This window comes from Vibrio azureus, from assembly GCF_002849855.1.
Lineage (GTDB): Bacteria > Pseudomonadota > Gammaproteobacteria > Enterobacterales > Vibrionaceae > Vibrio > Vibrio azureus.
In genome coordinates this window covers 53,744-74,343 of the sequence record NZ_CP018619.1, presented here as the reverse complement: position 1 = coordinate 74,343, position 20,600 = coordinate 53,744, and the positions used below count along the sequence as shown (strand labels likewise).

Sequence of the window (20,600 nt, the reverse complement as noted above, 5' to 3'; positions counted from 1 at the left end):
CTAGGCCGACTACGAGCATTAAGTCCATCAATAATGCCAACCTCTTTTTTCGAATATTTCGAATGTTGACTTTTTTCGAATATTTCGGATAATGTTATTGTATGCAGATTTGTATACCAAGATACCAGAAACAAAAAACTAGAGAGAAACACGATGAATACAGCTACAAAATTGCCAAGCGCTGAAGACATGGCACTTGCTAAGCTTGGTAGCCAAGAGTTGTCAGCCGTTATAGAAATTAATGGTGAAGCTCAAAGGATTAATGTGGTCGATAAGTCTGGTAATACTCACGGGGTAACTATTCCAGCAAGCGCATTAAATATGATGATCGAGGTGCTTACTCAATTAGGTCAAGGTAACTCTGTTAGCATCACCCCTATTCATGCGGAGCTCACAACACAAGAAGGTGCTGATATGCTAAATATGTCTCGTCCTACTTTTATTAAGCTTCTTGATTCAGGTGATATTCCGTATAGTCGTACAGGCAATCGTAGAAAGGTAGCATATGTTGATCTTATGGAGTACAAGAACCGCCTAGAGGAAAATAGACTAGCTGATCTTGCTGAGTTATCTGCATTAGACCAAGAAATGGATATGGGATATTAATGGCGTCATATACGGTAATTCTAGACGCATGTGTAATGTACCCAGCTCCACTCCGCAGCTACCTAATGTACTTGGCCAATACTGGCCTATTTAGAGCGCGATGGACAGAACAAATACATGATGAATGGACTCGAAATTTACTGAAAAATAGGCCAGGGCTAAATGCAGAACAACTGCAAAAAATTCGACAGTTAATGAACGCGAATGTTCCAGACTGTTTGATTGAAGGATTTGAGCCTTTAATTGATGGCCTTACTTTACCCGATGTTAATGATAGACATGTTGTAGCGGCCGCCATTAAAGGTCAGGCTGAGTCTATCATTACTTTCAACCTAAAAGATTTCCCTCTTAACGAACTCGAGCCTTTAGGTCTATCAGCGATACATCCAGATGAGTTCCTGTGTGATATGTTTGAATTGGACAGTAGCGCATGCGTTAAGGCTGCCCAACAACAAAGAGCTTCATTAAAAAGACCATCAATGAACCAAGATGAGTTCTTAGCTTGCTTGCAAAAACAGAGACTCCCAAGCTTCATCTCATACTTAAAGAGCTTCAAGTTGATGCTTTAGAACTGATTTTTAACCTTTAAATTAGGTCGCTTAATTGCGGCCTTTTTTATACATTCATTCGTGAGAGGGTCAAATGTCGCGTTTCAGTGCGGCACTTTGATGCAATCACAAATCATCCAGAAAATGCACCTGACTACAAAAACAAGCCTTTTGATGTATACAGCGAATCTTAGATAGAATACGGCTTGAAATTTCAACACAGTGCAATTGGGCTTGTTGCAAAAACCTCACAACCCGCCAGACTTTAACTATGATTCATCACTGAGCAACGCGTTATGGCCAAGTCTGAATTCAAATGGCGACATATCACCCCTGAACTTATCTTATGATATGTACGCTGGTATGGCACTACCGCAATGAGCTATGCAAACCTCAGTGATATGTTGGCCGAACGCGGTGTATTCGGGAATCGCTCCACGATTTATCGTTGCTTTATCCACTATGGGCCTATCCTACATAAGAAGTTACGCCGTTATCAATTCACCCGTATTGATTCTTCTTGGCAGCTTGATGAAACTTGCGTCGAGGTGAAAGGCAAATAGCATTATCTCTATCGAGTCATCAATAAACGTGGGGAAACGGTGGATTTCTTCTTCTCTCATCAGCGTAATAAAGAGGCCGCTTACCAATTTCTGAAACCACTGCTTACGTCGCTATAAAGCCTCCTTTCATCCCAACGCATTAAATACTGACAAACATTCGTCTTATGGGAACGCCATTGCTCGTCTCAAGCGTGAAGGCCGCTTACGCCAAGATGTAGAACATCGACAAATGAAATATCTCAACAATGGTATTGAATCTGACCACGCTCCCGTTAAAAAGCTTCTCGAAGCCACCGGTGGCTTCAAAGTGCGAAAGCGGGCTTGGTCAACCATTCAAGGTTTTGAAGGAATACGGATGTTGAATAAAGGCCAGTTTGATTTTTGGTTACGTCGTGATGAGCCGAAGCTGAGAGTGCAGGAGAGATCCGCCTTCCTCAATGAACTCTTCAATATCTTTGGAATTTACATATGAAAAGAGGTGCTTATTTAGGCACCTCAGAAACATATTTAATTTTTGCAACAGGCCCATGTACAGTTCGTAGGTTATCAAAGATTGTCCAATATACTACAAAACTAATATCATATATGCTACAAAACTAATATCATGCTGAGGTATTGGATATGATGTAACGTCCAAGTAAGTGTTTTAAATTTTAGGTAAACGTTTGTCTGACAGCAATCGTTGACAAAGAAATCCGCCAAGCATCGACAGGAACTTACCTAGTCGCCATGTACAGCCTACTCCCCCTAAATGATATACAACGTTCATTAGCTTTATTGGCTCTACACTGTCCGTTGGAAAGATGATGTTAGGGTTGTGGGTTGAGTTTGTTTGGTTTTAGAAAGACTAATTGTTAAGATCGAATAATCATGAAATTACCCGAAACGTTAGTAGATAAGCTATCCCAAGGCAACGTTATCCCACTGGTTGGTGCCGGTGTATCAATGTCCATAAAAAATAAAAAAGGTGAAAGGGTTTTCCCATGCTGGAAGACATTACTAGTAAACGCAGCGAACAAAGCAGCTGAGGAAGGCAATGAAAGCGCCGTAAATGCAATTAACGCGCTAGTTAATATAGACGAATTACATACAGCTGCTCAAATGGCAAGGAAACACCTGCCAGACGCCACATGGTATGAATTTCTTAAAAAACAGTTTAGTCCTGACTTAGATCAACTTGATGAAACGAGTGCAAAATTACAACGTCTCATCTGGGATATAAGTCATAGAATCATTACACTTAACTATGACAAGTGTTTAGAATGGGCTCATCGCTCCCCAGCAAGCGTTACTAGCTTAGACAACTCTTATAAATCAAAATTAAGGGACTTTAAAGCAACTAACTCCACTGAAGATATGGTATGGCATTTGCACGGATTTATTGACATTCCAGAAAATATAGTTTTGACGCCTGAAAGCTACAACCATCTTTATTCTTCCGGAGAAGGTGAAGAAAACGAGGCGGCAATTACTACACTTCGAGATATTTTTTCCACAGAAACAATCCTGTTCATTGGCAGTTCTTTGGGTGACGTTGAGATATTAGAAGAAATGCACAAGCAGAATGACTTGTTTGCCAATAATACAGGTCCCCACTATGCTCTAGTAAAAGAATCCGATAGTTCTACTATAAAAACCAAACTTAAAGCAATAACAAATTCAATTCATATTATCCCTTTTGATGATTTCGGCGAACCTCTTGAAACTTTACTTAACTCTATCGCAAGCAATTCATTAAAAAACAAGCAAAAAAAAGAAGTTAAAGCTGATGAGCAGATCAAACAGATAGAGAGTTCAAAAAAAATTGAAGCGATTGATAAGATATCAGTTCTTATAGCGAACCCTCTTGACTATCAATTCGATTATGATCCATATGTAAAATCTCTTAAAAAGTTCAAGTCAGAACTTTTTATTAAACCTCTAAATGGTGAGACAATTTGGGATGAATCGGATTATATATTCATTTTGTCAAAATTAACAAAAAACGGACTTCAAATTGAAGATGACTCTTGTTGTAGGGACTTCCTAGAACTCAACGACCTATTTTACTCTTTACCTACAAATGCAAAAGGTATATTTATAATTGTCGAATCCATACCTAAAAACATAAGAAAAAATAATTTAGAAGAAATTACAAACCTCCCAATCGTAATTTTTGAAATTGACAATAAAAATAAAGACTCATTGAAGAAATTAGACCAATTATACTATCAAGTTTTCAAAAGAAAAAATCTTGGCTATATAGAAGGATCAATTGTTGTTAACGAAAATAATTTCAAATTTGACATAAAAAGCTCGACAAAAAATAAAGTTACTAGTAGCTCAGAATCAAGACTATACAATATTGACAAATCCACTACTACAAACTTTGTGGGAAGGCATAGTGACCTTTCTGCAATTAGCAGAGAAATTACTAGGATTGAAGATAAAGAATTGGTTCTTGTTATAAAAGGGAGTGGTGGTATAGGAAAAACCACTTTAATTAATAAACTTGCCATCGAACTATCTAAAAGAGATAAGTATAATGGTGGCATACATTTTATTGATTGTGAACCAATAGCAGACTTCAATCTGTTTTATCAAAAGATATCATCAATATTTAATCTTCAAAGTGCACAATATTTGATTGAGCATCTAAATGATTTTTTTGATGAAAAAAAACGACTGATAATCTTAGATAATTTTGAGTCGATATTAAACAATACTGAAACATCCAAAGATATAAAATCAAGGTATTTAACTTTAATTGGTGAGTTAAGTCAGTTTTCTTCTATAGTTATAACGACAAGGGAGTCTTGTGACGAGCCTTGGGAAGAAGAATATACTTTGCGATCACTGGAATCAGATGAAGCTATACAGTTATTCAATAAGATCACAAAAAATAAGTACTCATCACCAGGTGAGCAACTATATATTAAAAATAATATTATTGAAGAACAGCTAGATAGAAACCCACTTGCTATAAAATTAATAGCATCTAACATACCTCCGGGTAAAAGTACCCATGATCTAGAAAAGGATTTACAAGAACTTTTTTCTAGCATTGACTGTTTAGGTTACTTCAATCATAGTACAGATTTGAATATCAATAGAAAAAACTCCCTTCTTGGTTCCGTAGTTTACTCTTATCGAACTCTTAATGACATAGACCAGAAAGCATTAGAGCTCATTTCTTTCTTTCCTGATGGAATCAGTCTTAATTCTCTTAAAAAAATAGCTGAAAGCAAACATGATAGTCACAAGAACAAAAAATTCAAAAGCCTTATTACAGATAATTCAATTAAAACACTTTCTAATAAGTCATTGATAGAAGATTCAAGTAGAAACATAAAACTTCATCCAATAATTAATCGATTTGTTTTAATCAAGGCCAATCAAAATAACACCTATGATACATACTGGCAAAATATAGTAGATTATAATATGTCGTTTATGAAATTATTATATGACCTTAGACTCGATAAGGAAAATATAGGCTTTGATATAGCACTATCGAACATAAACAATTTCTTACTTACTTTAGAAATGGGTCATAAGACTAACTTTGACATTATAGACCCTACTGAGTATTTGGACTTTATCGATTCACTTTCAGCATTTTGTGTTGATTTATGTTTATCTAAATCATTTTCTGATAAACTTTCTATTTTCATTGAAAGTATTGAAAGTGAAGCAATCGCTATTCCTAATTTTTTGCTAGAATCATTCAAGGTACAGCTCTGTTCTAGTCTGTACTTTAGTGGAAGCTTTGATAATGCATTTGAGATGTTACAAAGCTTATTCCCTTATGAAAAAACAATTGCTATAAACCCTGAAGTAAGGCATGAATATATCAATTCAATGGTAGCACACTCCATTTACTCTATGGAAGGATATACTAACTTTGACTTGGAGCATTTAGTTAAAATTCAGCAAGACAGTCCACGTCGATATCCTCCGGTATTATATGAAAAGTGCATATTTCATACAGTGTATTTAAATAATTGCGATAAAAACTTGTCTTACTATGAATCTAATCGATTACTTAACACTATTAATATAGATGATTTGAAATCAACAATTTGTTCTTTACACCCAAATCTACATTTAGAAAAATGCCAACTTAGCTATATTCTTCACTTAGTATGTCCCTTATCAGACTCTGAAATAAAAAAACTTGTAAGTGTAAATCCATTTACAAGTGGGTTAAAATATCTAATGCTTGCTATTAATGAGGAAAGAAGTTCCTTTGATATCTCTAGCGAAACTATACAGAGCCTAAGTAACATAGAAAGTCTATATAAAAAGGCATCAAGTTGCCTTTTTCATATAAAATATTACTACATACACTGCCAATATCATCATTGCAAGTTCTTACTAAAATCTGGCTCATTAGATAAATTTAAAAAAATTAAAGATGAAGCATTAGAGTTATGTAAATGCTATGGCTATCCATTTTGGGTACATGAGTTTGAGAATTTGTTATCGCCAAAGCCATATCAATTCAAAATAAATGAACATTTAAGTGATAGTGATATTGTCAATTTTATTAACCGTAGCATGAAAAACACTCGACGTAATAAAACCACCTCAGCTAAAGTCAGTTAATTATCAAACCCGTTGTAAACCTTCGCCCTGCTGAGGGCGAAGATATACACTAAAGTGCGATAGTACTTTAAGATAGACAGAATATATTTAGTTGGTAAAACGTTCGAACCTAGATTTTTAGATAATTTAGTCTAATTGATATAGAAGCAAAAATTACCGGCCTTGTTGCTTAAATCAATGGAACTAAATCTAGAAGCTACACCCATCAATCGTCGTAGTCTCATGCCTAAACCTTGTTACAAAACAACCAACTGGAAGCAGTATAATAAAGCCTTAATCAACCGCGGCTCTCTGACCTTTTGGATTGATGAGGAAGCGATAGCCGAGTGGAAGCAAAACAAACAAGGCAAGCGTGGTAGACCTCGCCGATTCAGCGACTTAGCCATTACTACCGCTTTGATGGTGAAACGCGTTTTCTCTATGCCATTGAGAGCGCTGCAAAGTTTTCTAGACTCCGTGTTTAAGCTGGCTAACATCCCGCTGGTTTGCCCCCACTACACCTGTATAGGCCGTCGTTCTATGGATGTTGAGGTTTCATTTAAAACTAAAACCAGAGGTGCGATACAACACCTAGCCATTGATGCCACTGGTCTCAAGGTTTATGGCGAAGGTGAATGGAAGGTCAAGAAGCATGGAACTGATGGGAAGCGCAGAGTCTGGCGTAAGCTGCACATCGCAGTAGATACAAACACCCACGAAATAGTCGCCGCAGAGCTGAGCTTATCTAACGTAACCGATGCCGAAGTGCTCCCCAACTTACTCAAGCAGACACGTCGTAAAATCATTGAGATATCAGGTGATGGCGCTTATGACACAAGGAGTTGCCATGATGCCATACGGATCAAGCGAGCGGTTCCGCTTATCCCGCCACGAGAAGGTGCAGCCTTCTGGGAGCAAGGGCACCCTCGCAATTTAGCTGTGGGTTGCCAGAAGCTCTTCGGCTCCAACGAGAAGTGGAAAGAGCGGTATGGTTATCACAAGCGTTCGCTCTCCGAAACAGCCATGTATCGAGTGAAACAGTTATTAGATGGGAAATTAAGCCTAAGAAATTACAACGCCCAGGTTGGTGAAACTTACGCCATGATTAAAGCGCTGAACAAACTTACAGGGCTTGGTATGCCTGAAACTCAGTATTTTGTATAGGAATCAATAAATTGCAGGCAGTTTGGTTCTCTGGCCGAATTACGCAACAAAGCCAATTAAATGAAGTCAGTGATGTGGTAACTTTATTACCGACAACATCAATATAACGTGAGACAATGATTATGGCAGTATTAAACCCGTTTAGTTTACCAAGTGATTACACAATAATTTTCGACGAACCCTATTTGGGAATAAAAAAGTTTGACCAAGATGTGGATGTACCGTTTAAAATAATCAAAAATAATAAAACACTTATTATGCAAAAGGTTAGGCCAATATTATTTGGTCGTCCGAACATACCAGGATATACAGTTTTTCAAATCGAATTACCACTTTCTGCTGCTAAATGGTTAGTAGATACAATTGAAAATAAGCTCTGGAAAAGTGCGGCCCAAGGTGGTTTACCTTCAGGTGTTAATTCTTATAAGGGGCATGTTGAAGGTGAAAAGCTAGCTCTTTACCGTCAAATGCATGTAGAGGATGAAAATCAAAAAGGGTTTCTACTAACCAACTTTAGTCGTAAATCTCCAATGTTTCGCGAAACGAATTACCAAGATTTTCATATTACTGACTGGATGCTAATTGATGGTAAATTGCTTGATTTTTTAAAAACGTTGTAGCCATCCAAGGGGCTTGCTACAAAAATTTAAGATCTATCTGAAGTGCCTAATTGGGGCTTGTTGCAAAAATTGAAGATGTGTCTGAGATGCCTATCTGAGCACCTCTTCTCATGCGTAAATTCCAAAGATATTGAAGAGTTTCTTTGGGGAAAGTGGCTATTTTCTGCCCCCTCAATTCTAGGGAGGGTTACACAGGTATGGAAAAGTGCTAGTACCATGAGCAAAGTGATCTCAACCCAAGTTACAACGTAACATAGGTTATGCTACTTACTCACTTACCTAACCTTAGGTCTTCAATCTTTAAGCTTTGTGAGCTGACGTTTGTATGATTCTTCATGATCCGCTTCAATCGTAATACGAGGAAATAAGGCATCCAGATCCATGCTTTCAAAGTTTTAAGCAAGTACCTGAGGGATAAATAAAGTCATCTTCCGGTACTGCTCAAAACTGCCATCACTATCTTCATATTCATAGTAATAAATCATGCTTTTGTATTTCCTTGGGTCTCATTGCTGACGAATTCGATAGATATAATCACCTTGCGCTTCCATACACCATTTGCCCGGTTGCAACACGATACATTCTGGCGTCTCTTTGATTAGAGTGCTTGGAAGTGCCACTGTTTAATGAATGTAAATGCGAAAGTTATCTGATTTAGTTGTTTAGAATAGACAAGCGTGTACCTCACGCAGCAACGTTCTGGATTTGACTTGATCAACAAACAAGATGTTTGCGATACGTTTCAGAAGCCACTAATACAGATTAAAAGTTGTTTACCCATCCATAAGTCACCAGTAGCAAAATATTCACAGATTAATCATTGAAATCATATGACATTAGGAAAGTAGACTTTAATAACCCTGCCTCAATTATTCGACTGCTCAAATAGTCATCATCCGCATGGATCAAAGGTTGCCGAGTAAGAAATTGCTCAAAGTTCTAACAAAAAACACTCCACTGGAAATAGAATATTCGATTAAAATCACACGCTTAACGTAAAAATTTCAAGGACTGGGTATGAATAATCAGGGCTGGATTCACTATTGGCGTAATTCTCTTGCCGATGCCGACAGCGCGAAAGGTGCATTAAGAAAACAAGATCTGAAGAATTATGTACGAGCGACAACTGACGAGTTCAAAGAAGGTAAGCTTAAACCTGATTCTACATTGCTAGAAGATCTGTTTCGCAATGAACCAGATACCCTAACCGCCGTACAAATTCATCATCGACCGATCACCTATTATCTTCGTAAAGTTCATGGCAAAGATTACAGTGGTAATATGCCTGTTGTACTGACACCGATTGTCTGCTCTTTATGGGTCAATCGTGAAGGACTATTATTTCCTCACACAGCGCCATTAATACCTCGTGATTTGCTTGCACCTCAAGGAGACGACACTTTTACTATCGCTGACGTTTATAAGATCGATGAATTCCTGACAACAAATGAAATTCCAGCGCTGTCTAATGAAAGTATTCCAGCCAAATTCGAACAAGAAGAAGAGTATAAAAACCATCAAAAAGATTGGCACAACTACTATGGACTCACTAAACAATTATTTGCCAATTACTGCGATAGAAATCGAATCGAGCAGTTCTACGAAGACATTGAAAGTCGTGGCTTGGTCAACAAAACCAACGAGTGCTCGGGTGCTTCAAAGCATATTTTAAAATTGTACGATAACCTTAGCAATTCACGCATATCCTTGCCTCTGCTTGATAGCTACGCGGTAAAAACAGTAATCAATCACGATGAATGTATTGATGTATCTCATACGGTGAATTCGCGTTTTGGCCACTCAAATAGTCAATTCCCGCTAGCTAAAGCACAATGCGATGCTTTGGCCCATACCTTAGCTATGCAAGAAGGCGATATTCTTGCGGTAAATGGTCCTCCTGGCACAGGTAAAACAACGTTTGTTCTATCTGTAGTCGCATCACTTTGGATCGAATCTGCGCTAAAAGAGAGTCAGCCGCCGCTAATCATTGCGGCATCGACTAATAATCAAGCAGTAACCAACATCATTGATGCCTTTGGTAAAGACTTCGATGAAGGCGACGACGAACTATCGGGTCGATGGTTACCTGACATTTTTAGCTATGGTGGCTATCTGCCATCAGCGTATGGAGAAATGGAAGCTGCCAAAAGTTACCAAACTAAGCATTTCTATGAAAAAGTCGAGCAGTTGGATTTTGTCGATCAAGCCCAAGCGCATTATTTGGATAGAGCAAAACAGGCGTTTCCACAACAGAATTTTGCTGATGTAACGCAAGTTAAAGCGTATCTCCTTGCTGAATTGCGCCAACATCAAAACCAGTTAGATTGCATCCAATACAATTGGCATAACTACAACCGCCAACTGACTGACATCCATTCTCGGCTGGGGCACAATCCCCAACAAACATTGGCAGATCAACAACAAGCTGTTTCTAATGCGCAAGCATTGAAAGATATCGCTAAAGAACAGTTAATTGCGTGGCGAAACTACCTCGGCAATGAATCTCCATGGCTAACACTGTTTAAGTGGTTACCTCCAATCAAGAATAAACTTGAGTTCCAACGTAGGAGTTTCATGTTTAACCTTATTGAGCACGATGAAGAGCAAATTGAAAACCTGTCATCAGACCAATTTGAGAGCCTGCTCAAACAAATATTTTCTAGTAAAAAAGAAGATTTTAACGAACAAAGAAATCGGTATCAATCTTGGTTAAAGAAGTATCAAGAGTTTGAACAATCACAACTGAATTGGCTTAATTCTATCAATAACTTTACTGAAGACTCTCCAGAACAAACTATTCCACAATTGACCGACATCGATTCGGTTTTAGATATCACGCTCCGTTTTCGCATGTTCCGCTTAGCTGTCCATTACTGGGAAGCATGCTGGCTACTCAGTTGCCGAAATTTGGGTCATGAGCTGAACAAGCAAGCCCGGAAAACAGGTTTGAAAACAGTTCGCCCTCGCTGGCAACGTCGAATGATGCTCACTCCTTGCATTGTATCAACGTTCCATTCTCTGCCTTCTCATATGACTTACAAGACTCACGTTGGGAATAATGAATTTGAAACTGACTATCTGCTTAATGAAATTGACCTTTTGATCGTTGATGAAGCAGGCCAAGTAGCTCCAGAAGTTGCCGCAGCATCGTTCTCACTAGCGAAAAAAGCGTTGGTGATCGGTGATATTTACCAAATCCCGCCGATTAGAAATGTGTGCTCATCAATTGACCGAGGTAATTTAAAACAGCATAAAGTTATCTGCTCTGATGATGAATACACCGTCATTCAAGAGCAAGGCCGAAGTGCAGTGACTGGCAGTGTGATGCATGTAGCGCAACAAGCAAGCCGCTTTCATTGTATGCCAGAAGTTGAGCCCGGAATGTTTTTGCAAGAACATAGACGCTGCTACGATGAATTAATCTCATACTGCAATGACCTTTGCTATCAAGGTATCCTGATCCCCAAGCGAGGACAAGCGACCGAAGATAGCCTCTACTCTCCTTTCAGTCATTTGCACGTCGACGGTATTGCGGAATCATTTAGTGGTAGCCGACGCAATAAGTTAGAAGCAGAAACTATCGCTGCATGGTTACATGCCAATATAGTTGACATAGAGAATTACTACGGCGAGCCACTGGTCAAGTGTGTGGGTATAATTACTCCATTTTCAGCCCAAGTGAACCAGATCAAGACAGCGTGTAGTGAGTTCAATATCAAAGCTGGCAAGGGGGATGACCAACTAACCGTTGGCACTGTTCACTCTCTTCAAGGAGCTGAACGCAAAATCATTATTTTTTCCCAAGTGTATACCAGACACAACGATGGCGGGTTTATCGATATGGATCCGTCAATGCTCAATGTCGCTGTTTCTCGAGCCAAAGATGCATTCTTGGTGTTTGGTGATTTGGATATCATTGAAGCTGCGCCATCATCTTCTCCACGAGGATTTCTCGCCAAGTATCTCTTTTCTGACGAGCGAAATGAGCTGAAGTTTAGTGTTGGTCAACGCCCCGATTTATTACAAATATGCGGCCATCCGAAACTGCTAACCAATGCCGAAGAACACGATGCGTTCCTATCAAAACTACTAAGGGAAGTAAAACGAAAAATAGATATCGTCTCACCTTGGTTGCGATTAGACAAACTGCAATCAACAGGGCAGTTAGAACTACTAAAAACAGCACTGCACAAAGGTGTCCGGATTACCATACACACCGACAGACATTTCAATACCACGGTCGCAAACCACCCGGATACCAATAAAATACAAGCGTTTCGACATTGCTGCGCGGTCTTGGAACAGCTTGGTATCGTTATCAATGTGATAAGTGGTGTCCATAGTAAAAGCATTTTTGCTGATGATCGGTATATGGCGGTGGGGTCATTCAACTGGTTTAGTGCAAGCAGAAGCGGAAAGTACGCCAATATCGAGACATCATTAATCTATGTCGGTGAGTTAGAGAAGGAGAGCAAAACTCAACTCGACTTCTTAAATAGCAGAAGCTGCAACACAAACAAGCAGCCCGTAACGTAGACAAAAGCGTTACTTTTTTGTCCCGAAGTGACTCAAAATCATTTTCAGCATGCCCTCAGACAATTAATTCTTTTAATTAGCAATTACGAAGTGAGTCGCATGCCTTTCACATGAACTTTAATGGGGAGAAATTTGAAGCTAGAGGAGTAAGCGATTTCATGAGCAAAAGAATGACAATGGGGCAAGGACGTGCTTGTCGGGCTTTGTTTCCGTACTCAACCCATCCTGTCTTTTGATATAACTAGGTAACTCGGTAGCTCTCGGGCATACCAAGCTGCGTAAATCGATTTAATACTGATGCCGCCAGCATCATTTCCTGTTGTTGATTGTTAAAGTCTCTACTGTGTAATTTGGGCCCGATGATTGCTTTGTAACGTTGCATCGTATTCTCTGACACATTCCTCCTTAGAGAGACGCTTTGATAGACACGAAAAGTCAGAACAGGAGAGATTCGTATGGCCAATTTCCTTTAGAAGACTATCGATAAAGCCTTGAGTCTGGCGGAGAGGTTGTTTGAACACGAGTCTCAAATAATGGCATGCCATAAGTGTGCTGTCTGGATATTTTGGGGATGAATCAGTGCCATCGTAAGCGCGTTGCTTAGTTTGCCAGTTCTCTATGATGTCGTCAGATAACCAGATCTCAATGCGCCCACGATCACGTAGACTTTGGTTGTATTCGGCATAATTGGTTTGCCGATAGGTAGGCTTTTTGAAGTGATGACGTCTGGAACCGTTGTATTTGTAAGGCATGGTTACTGAGCTAGATACGGAGATAGATGGCAAGGATAAAAGAAGACACGCTCAAATCAAAATTGATGATTTAATGAGCGCGTCAACAAAGCCCCACAACACAACTTAGTGATGAATCATAGCTAAAGTCTGACGGTGCATGGGTCTTTCTACCAACTATTTACAAATAAGAAACGGTATAAACAGCAACACCACTAAATTTCCCTTTTTTAATTTCTCCTGCTCCCACGGAGACCAATCTGGCAAAGTACCTATCATATCCCATCTTTTTAATGGTAAATCCATCACCAATAGGTTCGTTAATTTTTATTTGGCTACCGTCTGATGTGTATAATTCAATTCCAAGTGATTTTATTTCTTTGTTTTCTTCATCAACAACTGTTATATATCTATTATTATTTACAGTATTAGTTTTAAAGTAACCACGTAATTTAACTGATGGGCATTCAGAACTATATGTTATATTTTTAACTTGAATGGTTAATGGCTTAGAAACTTCGCTAAAGCTTACACCGGCACTAATTGTACCAAAATCAACATTGTCACCTTGGACATCTAACTCTACCAAGCACTCAGTGGGTTTTATATTATTAAAACTATCGATGATTGTTCTATAGTTTCTAAATCTCCCATTGTATCCAAACTCGCCATCCACTTGAAAAATATTGATTGAGGATCTGTACCCAGAGAAGTCTCCAGGGCCCGTTACGATGATCGGTTGATAAGTGAACGTTTTCGTCTTTATAGTGCTTTTCTCACAGTAGTCATAGCTAACAGAATGGCTACACCCCTCTACTTCAAAACCAGGAATAGGTACTTTTTCACCATAATAATCCCTGCCTTTGAATCGAAACCCAACTTTTATACCGGGTATATGGGTGATGCTTGGATTGCCTGTCATACCGGGCCAAAAATGAACTTGTTCCCTATGGTTCATTAAACCAGGGTAATTATTCGCATCTTTGTAACAACTAATGGTCACCGTTTTAGAAGGCCCTCGCCATACAACCTGACCATCAGAGGCACCATTTGGAACTGAGGCAGAAGGGTCTATCTGAAATACTGTAATACCACCATGGCCATTTTCGCTACCAAATCTGCCACCACTCTGTTCATCATAGCAGGCCAGTGCCCAGACAGTTGAACTCCAGGTGACACCAAATGACAACATATAAAAAAGAAATAATATTTTTTTCATTTTACTCTCTAGTGTTATGTAGAATAATATTTTAGAAATTAAAAAGGTCAAATAAATGAAATTTTATTTAAAGTTAATTGGATTTAAAGATAGTGATAGTAATGTTATTTCAAATTGATGGAATTAAATTATTAAAGATTGACACCTTTAATTAACACAGCTAACAGTAACATACTTATAAGTGATAATCACTTTAAATGTCATGATAAAACCTTAAGGTATATGTCGTTCTCTTTTTTTATTAGATGAAAATTCAAATGAAAACATATTCATTGACTCTGTATAAATTATACAATTACAATTTAAAGCTCTCTTACACCTGAATAAAAACCTTATAAAGCGAGTAAAATTTGAATAAGCATGTAATAATTTCATCATTTTTAATGACTATATTTTCAGATATGTCGTTAGCATCTAATGTTTCAGTAAAGTGTACAGATACGCAGGTTGGTACCAAAATAATAAAGGGTTCTGACACCTATTTAGTCGTGGACAATGAACTTATTCGGGATAAAGATATAAGGGAACAACTTAAAAATGGTCAAATTCGACTCTGTACGACTCAAGTTACAGATATGAGCTTTCTTTTTGTTTCAGAGAAGAATTTTAATGCAGATATCGCCGATTGGGATACATCTAACGTTACTAATATGTCTGCAATGTTCCTAAAGGCAGCTGACTTTAATCAGGATATTAGTCAATGGGATACAGCAAGTGTCACAAGTATGGGCTTTATGTTTTGGCATACAAATTCATTCAACCAAGATCTTGGCAAATGGAATACCGCTAATGTAAAAGACTTTCAGCACATGTTTACTGGCTCTTCATTTAACCGGGACTTATCAAGTTGGGATACTTCTGGTGCAGAAAATATGAGTGGGATGTTTGAAAGGTCTCAATTTAATTCTGATATTGCTAGTTGGGATACATCAAATGTTAAAGATATGAGAGCTATGTTTTCTGAAGCGACTCGGTTTAACCAAGATATCAGCCAGTGGGATACATCAAATGTCACTGACATGGGCTATATGTTTGATGCTGCAATAGTATTTAATCAAAATATAGGAAGTTGGAATACAGCTAATGTTCAAAGTATGGAGCATATGTTTCAGTCTGCTAAATCTTTTAATCAAAATCTCGGTGATTGGGATGTAGGCAGCGTAACCGATTTTAGCTATATGTTTTATAATGCATCATTGTTTAACGGTCTCCTGTCCAACTGGGATACATCAAAAGTCGCTAATATGGAATATATGTTCCATCTTGCGACAATATTTGATCAGGATATTAGCGAATGGAATACTGGAAATGTAAATAATATGAGAGCTATGTTTGCTGATGCTATAAGCTTTGATCAAGATATTTCTCAATGGGACACATCACAAGTTAAAAATATGCATACAATGTTTGCCGGTTCCTCAAGGTTTAATCAAGATATAGGTATGTGGAATACTTCAAATGTTGATGATATGGGTGCGATGTTCGCTGGAGCTGTCAGTTTTAGCCAAGACTTGAGTAAGTGGAATGTTGAAAATATAAGGGATAAATACTCATATTATGATTTTGGTGAACAAAGTGCTCTATTGATCAATCAGATGCCATACTTCCAAAAAAATTAGCAATTTGTATATTTAAGGGTATTCCTGAGGTGCTCATCTGAGTACCTCACCTATTCGTTCAGGACGGCAGAACCCACCTATGACCTCATTTTCAGCCATTATGATGTAACCCAAATATCAAATTAACCCTCGCCCGATTAGGCCGGTGAGTACTCACTTGACAATCCTCTCTAAACTCAATTAACCTCGGGCCGTTTTCGTTGAACACTTACGTACAGTGTTAAGCACACGGGTTTAACCACCCTTAAATGGCTTTCTGAAACGTGTCGCGATTTCCTCTGCTTGGCAAGAGAGAAATTGGAAAGCATTCTTTAACTGCCCTTAGCGCAAGCTTTGGCGCTATCTACTTACTACCACCCTCGCGGAAAATATGATTTTCCAGAGGGGAATTATCGTTTTTCCGTGCAGCATCTATACGGAGAAATGCCATGACTTCTAAACGTAAAGTTCGTTCCAGCGTATCAGCTGATATTAAATCAGAGGTTGTCTGGCTGAACTCAACCGATCTTGCCTCTACCATCAGAATCGTGAAGATTCATGAAATACTTGTTAATGATTGCGGTTACACAGATTCATTGATACTTGAAGGAGGTAAATTAGGTCAAGGGATCAGTCTTTCTGTTTGTGATCAGCATACTACGATAAAAGAACTGCGAGACTCATATCGATTCGCAAAAAAAACTGAACGAAAAACGGCGACGACATATAAACACGAGTCATATGCGAGAGAGCTGTTACAAGAGGTTTACCCTGATATTCAGCTACCACCTATAAAGTAACACTCACCCATTCGGGCAATACATTGCCTGTTGGGGGAAGGTATTGCCTTTTATTATTAAAAAAGGAAATACCTATGTGCAAAGAACTTTTCGATAACGGAAATGGTTATTTAGTGGAAGCTGGCATCTTTGTTCGAGATAACGTACTCGATGCAGACGGTGACCGTAATGATACTGAATGCCCTGACTGCGGTCATCTAGCATTCGAATGCGTTTTCGATGAATGTTTAGGGGGGAGCATAAATCAGGTGTCTTCACTTGATTGCACTCACTGCGGATTTCATCAATGCTCTCAAGAAGTTTGCCATACATGTGAAGAGAATTTGGAAGCTTCAATTCAAGCATCCGCGGATGCTTTGGATAGAGATATGGAGGACGGCGGCAAGCTGAGTTTTATCGCTGAATGCATCGATGAACAAATGTCTGAGGGTAGGCCAGTTTCTGGATGCACTATAACGTTGTTTAAGCTGATCATGACGAACAACCCTGGTGCACGCGCTTTTTGTTATCTGGATGATCAAGATAATGATGGCATGTACCGTAGCTGTAGCGTGAAAGAAGCCATAAACATATTCAAAATGCATTTGTTAAACTTAAAATTCAATCGAAATCTTGAATTGAAGATAGCTCAAGCTAAGAAAGCCCCTTAAAGGCTTAACTGAAAATAAAAATCTTTGTAAGTAAGGCGTTTTTTGGCCTTGCTTATCGAAGATTTGAGTAAGCGTAGCGCGCTAGCTCGTTTTCTTAACAAACTTAAACCCTATGGGGCCATCAAAGCCCCTAGGGCATTGCTGGCCTTTTTTTTTAAACGGAGGCCGATATGGCAATGGTAAAACCTAACATGAATTTAGTGATTAAATCTGAAGCTGAATACAAAAAAGTTATGCATGAACTGTACGAATTGACTTCACATCCGCTTTACTACGAGTGTCGACAAAGCGATCAATATGTCGAAGAAATGACGGATGCGTTGGAAAAATGGGAAAAAGATAACGGACTTTAACCACTCTTCAATTGTCCTTGATTAACTCAAATGGACCACTTGCCCTTACGGGCAGTGGTCATTCTAACTTTGGTGATATGTGACGCTTTTAGGAAGCCCGTTCATCAATAAATCATCTACTAGAACGCGTTCTGGTACACACAACGTCGGTACTTGTGCTGACAAGCAGAAATCAGCTTTATTGATTAATTCGTGGGAAACCACGTCGCCGAGAGGCGTTAACTTAAGAAATATCGAAAGCCTGGTTATCAGGCTTCTCTTTTTAAAAGCGACTAGTTTGGTTGTGAGCCTATATACCGCTCAGTAATGTCTTCTCTAAAGTGGCCTAGTTCTTGGCTAACGATAAGTTTCGCGTCCTGGTATGGGACACCTAGCATTTCCTCATCAATTCGACGCTGCGCATAGCTAAAGCGCAGTCCGTGGGCACCAAGTGACCAACCTAAAACTTGCCTTGAAGCTTTCGAAAAAGCGCTAGAAAATTGCAGTCCACCGAGAACGTCATAATGGATCTTAAAAGGCAGTTTACGATCATGGATTAATTCTGGCTTTTCAAAGCGCAAGGTTTCTAATACCCCTGCCAGATCCTTTTCTATCATCACTTCACGTCTTAGCCCATTTTTGCCTGTCACAATGTAAATAAGACCAGGCTCTCTACCTTTGAAACGATCTTCTATCCAATCTCTTCGAGTGGAGGGACTTGCCTCATCTCTTCGCTGTAATGTCAGTATCTCTTCTGCCCTCAGGCCCGCGTTGTATGCCAGTAGTAATGACAGCTTTCCTTGCGGAGTTAGGCGCTCATAGATTAAAGAAAGTTGCTCAGCAGTGTAGGCCCGGTTCTGCTCTTTTAGGCTTCGTTCATGCTTGGGTAATGCCTCAACCCTCATCAATCTTTTACCGACTTCCTTTACGTACACGACGCGCTCTAGTGCCACTCTTATGGTCGATAAATATTTCTGACTTAGCCCTTTATCGCGGCATCGTTCTAGATATTCTTGCGCCATTTCAGGAGTAATAAACTTGAGCTTTTTTACACCCATATCATAAGCCGCTTTACTGACGATCCTTATTTGCTCTGCGTAGGTTCTTCGGCCGTGAATAAGTCGGCTTCCTTTTGATTTGATTTTTCCTAAACCAAAGTAGTGATGCTTAAAAAACCGTTCGGATTGGTCGTTTAATTTCTTTCTGGTCTTATCTTTCTTTGCCATTAAAATCCTATTCTCTTTCAATGCCTTGCCAGTGATTAATGCGATTTAAAATGGCTATCTTTGACACACTTATGGATTTATTGTTTTTTAGCCATAGTTGGATGACTGCTAAGCTACATGATTTTTCATAACGTAACGTTAAGATATCGTACCTAAATGGATCTAATTTTGATGTGTAGCGCCGTTTACGTTTTTTAACCTCAACATTACCTCTTGTCTTTAGGATCTTGTTCTTTATATGAATTAATGCCTCATCCTTTAATCTATTCATCCAACCATTTCTCCATTCGATATTGAATATTTCTAGGCGTAACCTTCAACTGCTTTTCTGTAGCAAGATATTCTGCAATGTTTCGATAGCTCATGCCGCATAACTTTAAGATCATTACCTCTTTTTTAAATGGATCAAGTTTTGACGGCTTATTTCTATAGATTCTAAAATCATCATTATCGGTTATTTCATGATTTTTCATTATATCCATGACCTGCCTCATTCTTTATTACAATGAGAAAAATATCTGTTAACCGTTAATTTGTGGGGTTTTGCCTCAGTAGGATAACAGAAGCCCCGTGCCATGCAACCTAGCGTCCCCTCAAGGTGTAAGCAAAGCGCGACACCCTGAGGGGGCGCTAGGGCTACAGAGGGCTTATGGACAAATTACTTATGAGGCAATGAAATAAAAAGTGAGGCAAATGGAAATAACCGAAGAAGCACGATTCCCCTAATATTAGAGGAGCTTAGCGACGGCTTTACTACTGAGACATATTATAAAATTATGAGGCATTGTAAATACAGTGCAGTGATAATATGAGGCAGAATAATACAAGTCATTGAGATGGGTGGGAAATAATCAAATCCTGTCCACTCTGAATTTTATAAATTTAAAGTAGGTTTGTTTTTGGGATAAAAACGCCCTAGTTTAACACAAAATAAAATATAAGTACTCGTTAGAAATAATTATTTTTAACAAGTATTTTTAATTTTTACTTTGTTAAGTTTTTCTTTCTTTTAACTGGAAAGGATAAAAACAATGGCAAAAGGTTTATTTCTATTTGATGGCAATATTGGTGTTACCCCTGAATTACGTTGGCAACCAGGTAATGAACGCTCAAATGGCGAATCACGTCCCTTGCTTAAGTTTAATGTCAAATATGACCGATTAGTGAAAATGCAGAATGAAGAGAATTCTTACGAAGATAAAGGCGGTTTTTGGGTAGACGTTAGTTACTGGGGAAAAGATGCAGAAGAGCTCAGTAAGCTATTACAAAAAGGCATGCGAGTAAAAATATCGGGTGAATTAAGAATGGACAGTTGGGAGGATAAAAATACAGGTGAACTCGTCAATGGCATGGCGGTTACTGCATCCGAGATATCTATTTGTCCTCGCCGTATCGAATCAATTTCAATGAAAGTTCGTCAACTATCAGCGGAAAAATAAGG

General features: G+C 38.7%; 17 protein-coding genes and 1 pseudogene. 12 read left to right on the top strand and 6 right to left on the bottom strand.

Annotation, left to right across the window (positions count from 1 at the left end; translation table 11 throughout):
• Nucleotides 1-153 precede the first annotated feature (153 nt).
• From BS333_RS21810 to BS333_RS21780, 7 genes and pseudogenes are all read left to right on the top strand, one after another.
• Nucleotides 154-606 carry a helix-turn-helix domain-containing protein gene (locus BS333_RS21810; RefSeq protein WP_021711859.1) on the top strand — a complete coding sequence of 151 codons (453 nt, stop codon included), beginning with the start codon at nt 154-156 and terminating at the stop codon, nt 604-606.
• A complete protein-coding gene (locus tag BS333_RS21805) occupies nt 606-1,175 on the top strand; it encodes a PIN domain-containing protein (RefSeq protein ID WP_021711858.1) in 570 nt (189 codons plus the stop codon). Before BS333_RS21810 ends, BS333_RS21805 begins: the two co-directional genes overlap by 1 nt.
• A gap of 275 nt (nt 1,176-1,450) precedes the next feature.
• A pseudogene (locus BS333_RS22470) lies at nt 1,451-2,189 on the top strand (IS6 family transposase).
• 398 nt (nt 2,190-2,587) lie between these two features.
• The gene (locus BS333_RS21795; protein WP_021709996.1) at nt 2,588-6,304 is read left to right on the top strand and encodes an SIR2 family protein; all 3,717 of its coding nucleotides are present in this window, start codon (nt 2,588-2,590) and stop codon (nt 6,302-6,304) included.
• A 222-nt stretch (nt 6,305-6,526) separates the two neighbouring features.
• On the top strand, nt 6,527-7,447 hold the full coding sequence (locus tag BS333_RS21790) for an IS5 family transposase (protein ID WP_033003861.1): 921 nt from the start codon (nt 6,527-6,529) through the stop codon (nt 7,445-7,447).
• Between the two features lie 122 nt (nt 7,448-7,569).
• Nucleotides 7,570-8,067: a hypothetical protein gene (locus tag BS333_RS21785; RefSeq protein WP_033003860.1), complete on the top strand. Its 498-nt coding sequence runs from the start codon at nt 7,570-7,572 to the stop codon at nt 8,065-8,067.
• Between the two features lie 1,017 nt (nt 8,068-9,084).
• Nucleotides 9,085-12,603 (top strand): AAA domain-containing protein, encoded by a 3,519-nt coding sequence (locus tag BS333_RS21780; protein WP_021709993.1) that lies wholly within the window; start codon nt 9,085-9,087, stop codon nt 12,601-12,603.
• A 241-nt stretch (nt 12,604-12,844) separates the two neighbouring features.
• Here BS333_RS21780 and BS333_RS22435 read toward each other — a convergent pair whose 3' ends face one another.
• The 3 genes from BS333_RS22435 to BS333_RS21770 form a co-directional block, all read right to left on the bottom strand.
• Complete coding sequence (locus BS333_RS22435; protein ID WP_227739155.1) at nt 12,845-13,000, bottom strand: hypothetical protein; 156 nt, start codon at nt 12,998-13,000, stop codon at nt 12,845-12,847.
• Nucleotides 12,942-13,355: a transposase gene (locus tag BS333_RS21775; RefSeq protein WP_227739154.1), complete on the bottom strand. Its 414-nt coding sequence runs from the start codon at nt 13,353-13,355 to the stop codon at nt 12,942-12,944. Before BS333_RS21775 ends, BS333_RS22435 begins: the two co-directional genes overlap by 59 nt.
• 160 nt (nt 13,356-13,515) lie before the next feature.
• Nucleotides 13,516-14,553: a fimbrial protein gene (locus tag BS333_RS21770; protein WP_021709991.1), complete on the bottom strand. Its 1,038-nt coding sequence runs from the start codon at nt 14,551-14,553 to the stop codon at nt 13,516-13,518.
• Between the two features lie 350 nt (nt 14,554-14,903).
• Between BS333_RS21770 and BS333_RS21765 the strand changes: the two genes are divergently transcribed.
• From BS333_RS21765 to BS333_RS21750, 4 genes are all read left to right on the top strand, one after another.
• Nucleotides 14,904-16,172: a BspA family leucine-rich repeat surface protein gene (locus BS333_RS21765; RefSeq protein WP_021709990.1), complete on the top strand. Its 1,269-nt coding sequence runs from the start codon at nt 14,904-14,906 to the stop codon at nt 16,170-16,172.
• Nucleotides 16,173-16,600: 428 nt separating this feature from the next.
• Nucleotides 16,601-16,951 carry a hypothetical protein gene (locus BS333_RS21760; RefSeq protein ID WP_021709989.1) on the top strand — a complete coding sequence of 117 codons (351 nt, stop codon included), beginning with the start codon at nt 16,601-16,603 and terminating at the stop codon, nt 16,949-16,951.
• A gap of 74 nt (nt 16,952-17,025) precedes the next feature.
• Nucleotides 17,026-17,601 carry a hypothetical protein gene (locus BS333_RS21755; protein WP_021709988.1) on the top strand — a complete coding sequence of 192 codons (576 nt, stop codon included), beginning with the start codon at nt 17,026-17,028 and terminating at the stop codon, nt 17,599-17,601.
• A 176-nt stretch (nt 17,602-17,777) separates the two neighbouring features.
• The gene (locus BS333_RS21750) at nt 17,778-17,954 is read left to right on the top strand and encodes a hypothetical protein (protein WP_156007114.1); all 177 of its coding nucleotides are present in this window, start codon (nt 17,778-17,780) and stop codon (nt 17,952-17,954) included.
• A 272-nt stretch (nt 17,955-18,226) separates the two neighbouring features.
• Here the strand turns inward: BS333_RS21750 and BS333_RS21745 are convergent, their stop codons facing one another.
• The 3 genes from BS333_RS21745 to BS333_RS21735 are packed head-to-tail and all read right to left on the bottom strand — an operon-like array spanning nt 18,227 to nt 19,641.
• On the bottom strand, nt 18,227-19,159 hold the full coding sequence (locus BS333_RS21745; RefSeq protein WP_021709986.1) for a site-specific integrase: 933 nt from the start codon (nt 19,157-19,159) through the stop codon (nt 18,227-18,229).
• A gap of 7 nt (nt 19,160-19,166) precedes the next feature.
• Nucleotides 19,167-19,430 carry a hypothetical protein gene (locus tag BS333_RS21740; RefSeq protein WP_021709985.1) on the bottom strand — a complete coding sequence of 88 codons (264 nt, stop codon included), beginning with the start codon at nt 19,428-19,430 and terminating at the stop codon, nt 19,167-19,169.
• The gene (locus BS333_RS21735; protein ID WP_021709984.1) at nt 19,423-19,641 is read right to left on the bottom strand and encodes a hypothetical protein; all 219 of its coding nucleotides are present in this window, start codon (nt 19,639-19,641) and stop codon (nt 19,423-19,425) included. The genes BS333_RS21740 and BS333_RS21735 overlap by 8 nt, the downstream gene beginning before the upstream one ends.
• Before the next feature lie 549 nt (nt 19,642-20,190).
• Here BS333_RS21735 and BS333_RS21730 point away from each other — a divergent pair.
• Nucleotides 20,191-20,598, top strand: a complete 408-nt coding sequence (locus BS333_RS21730; RefSeq protein WP_021709983.1) for a single-stranded DNA-binding protein — start codon at nt 20,191-20,193, stop codon at nt 20,596-20,598.
• Nucleotides 20,599-20,600 lie beyond the last annotated feature (2 nt).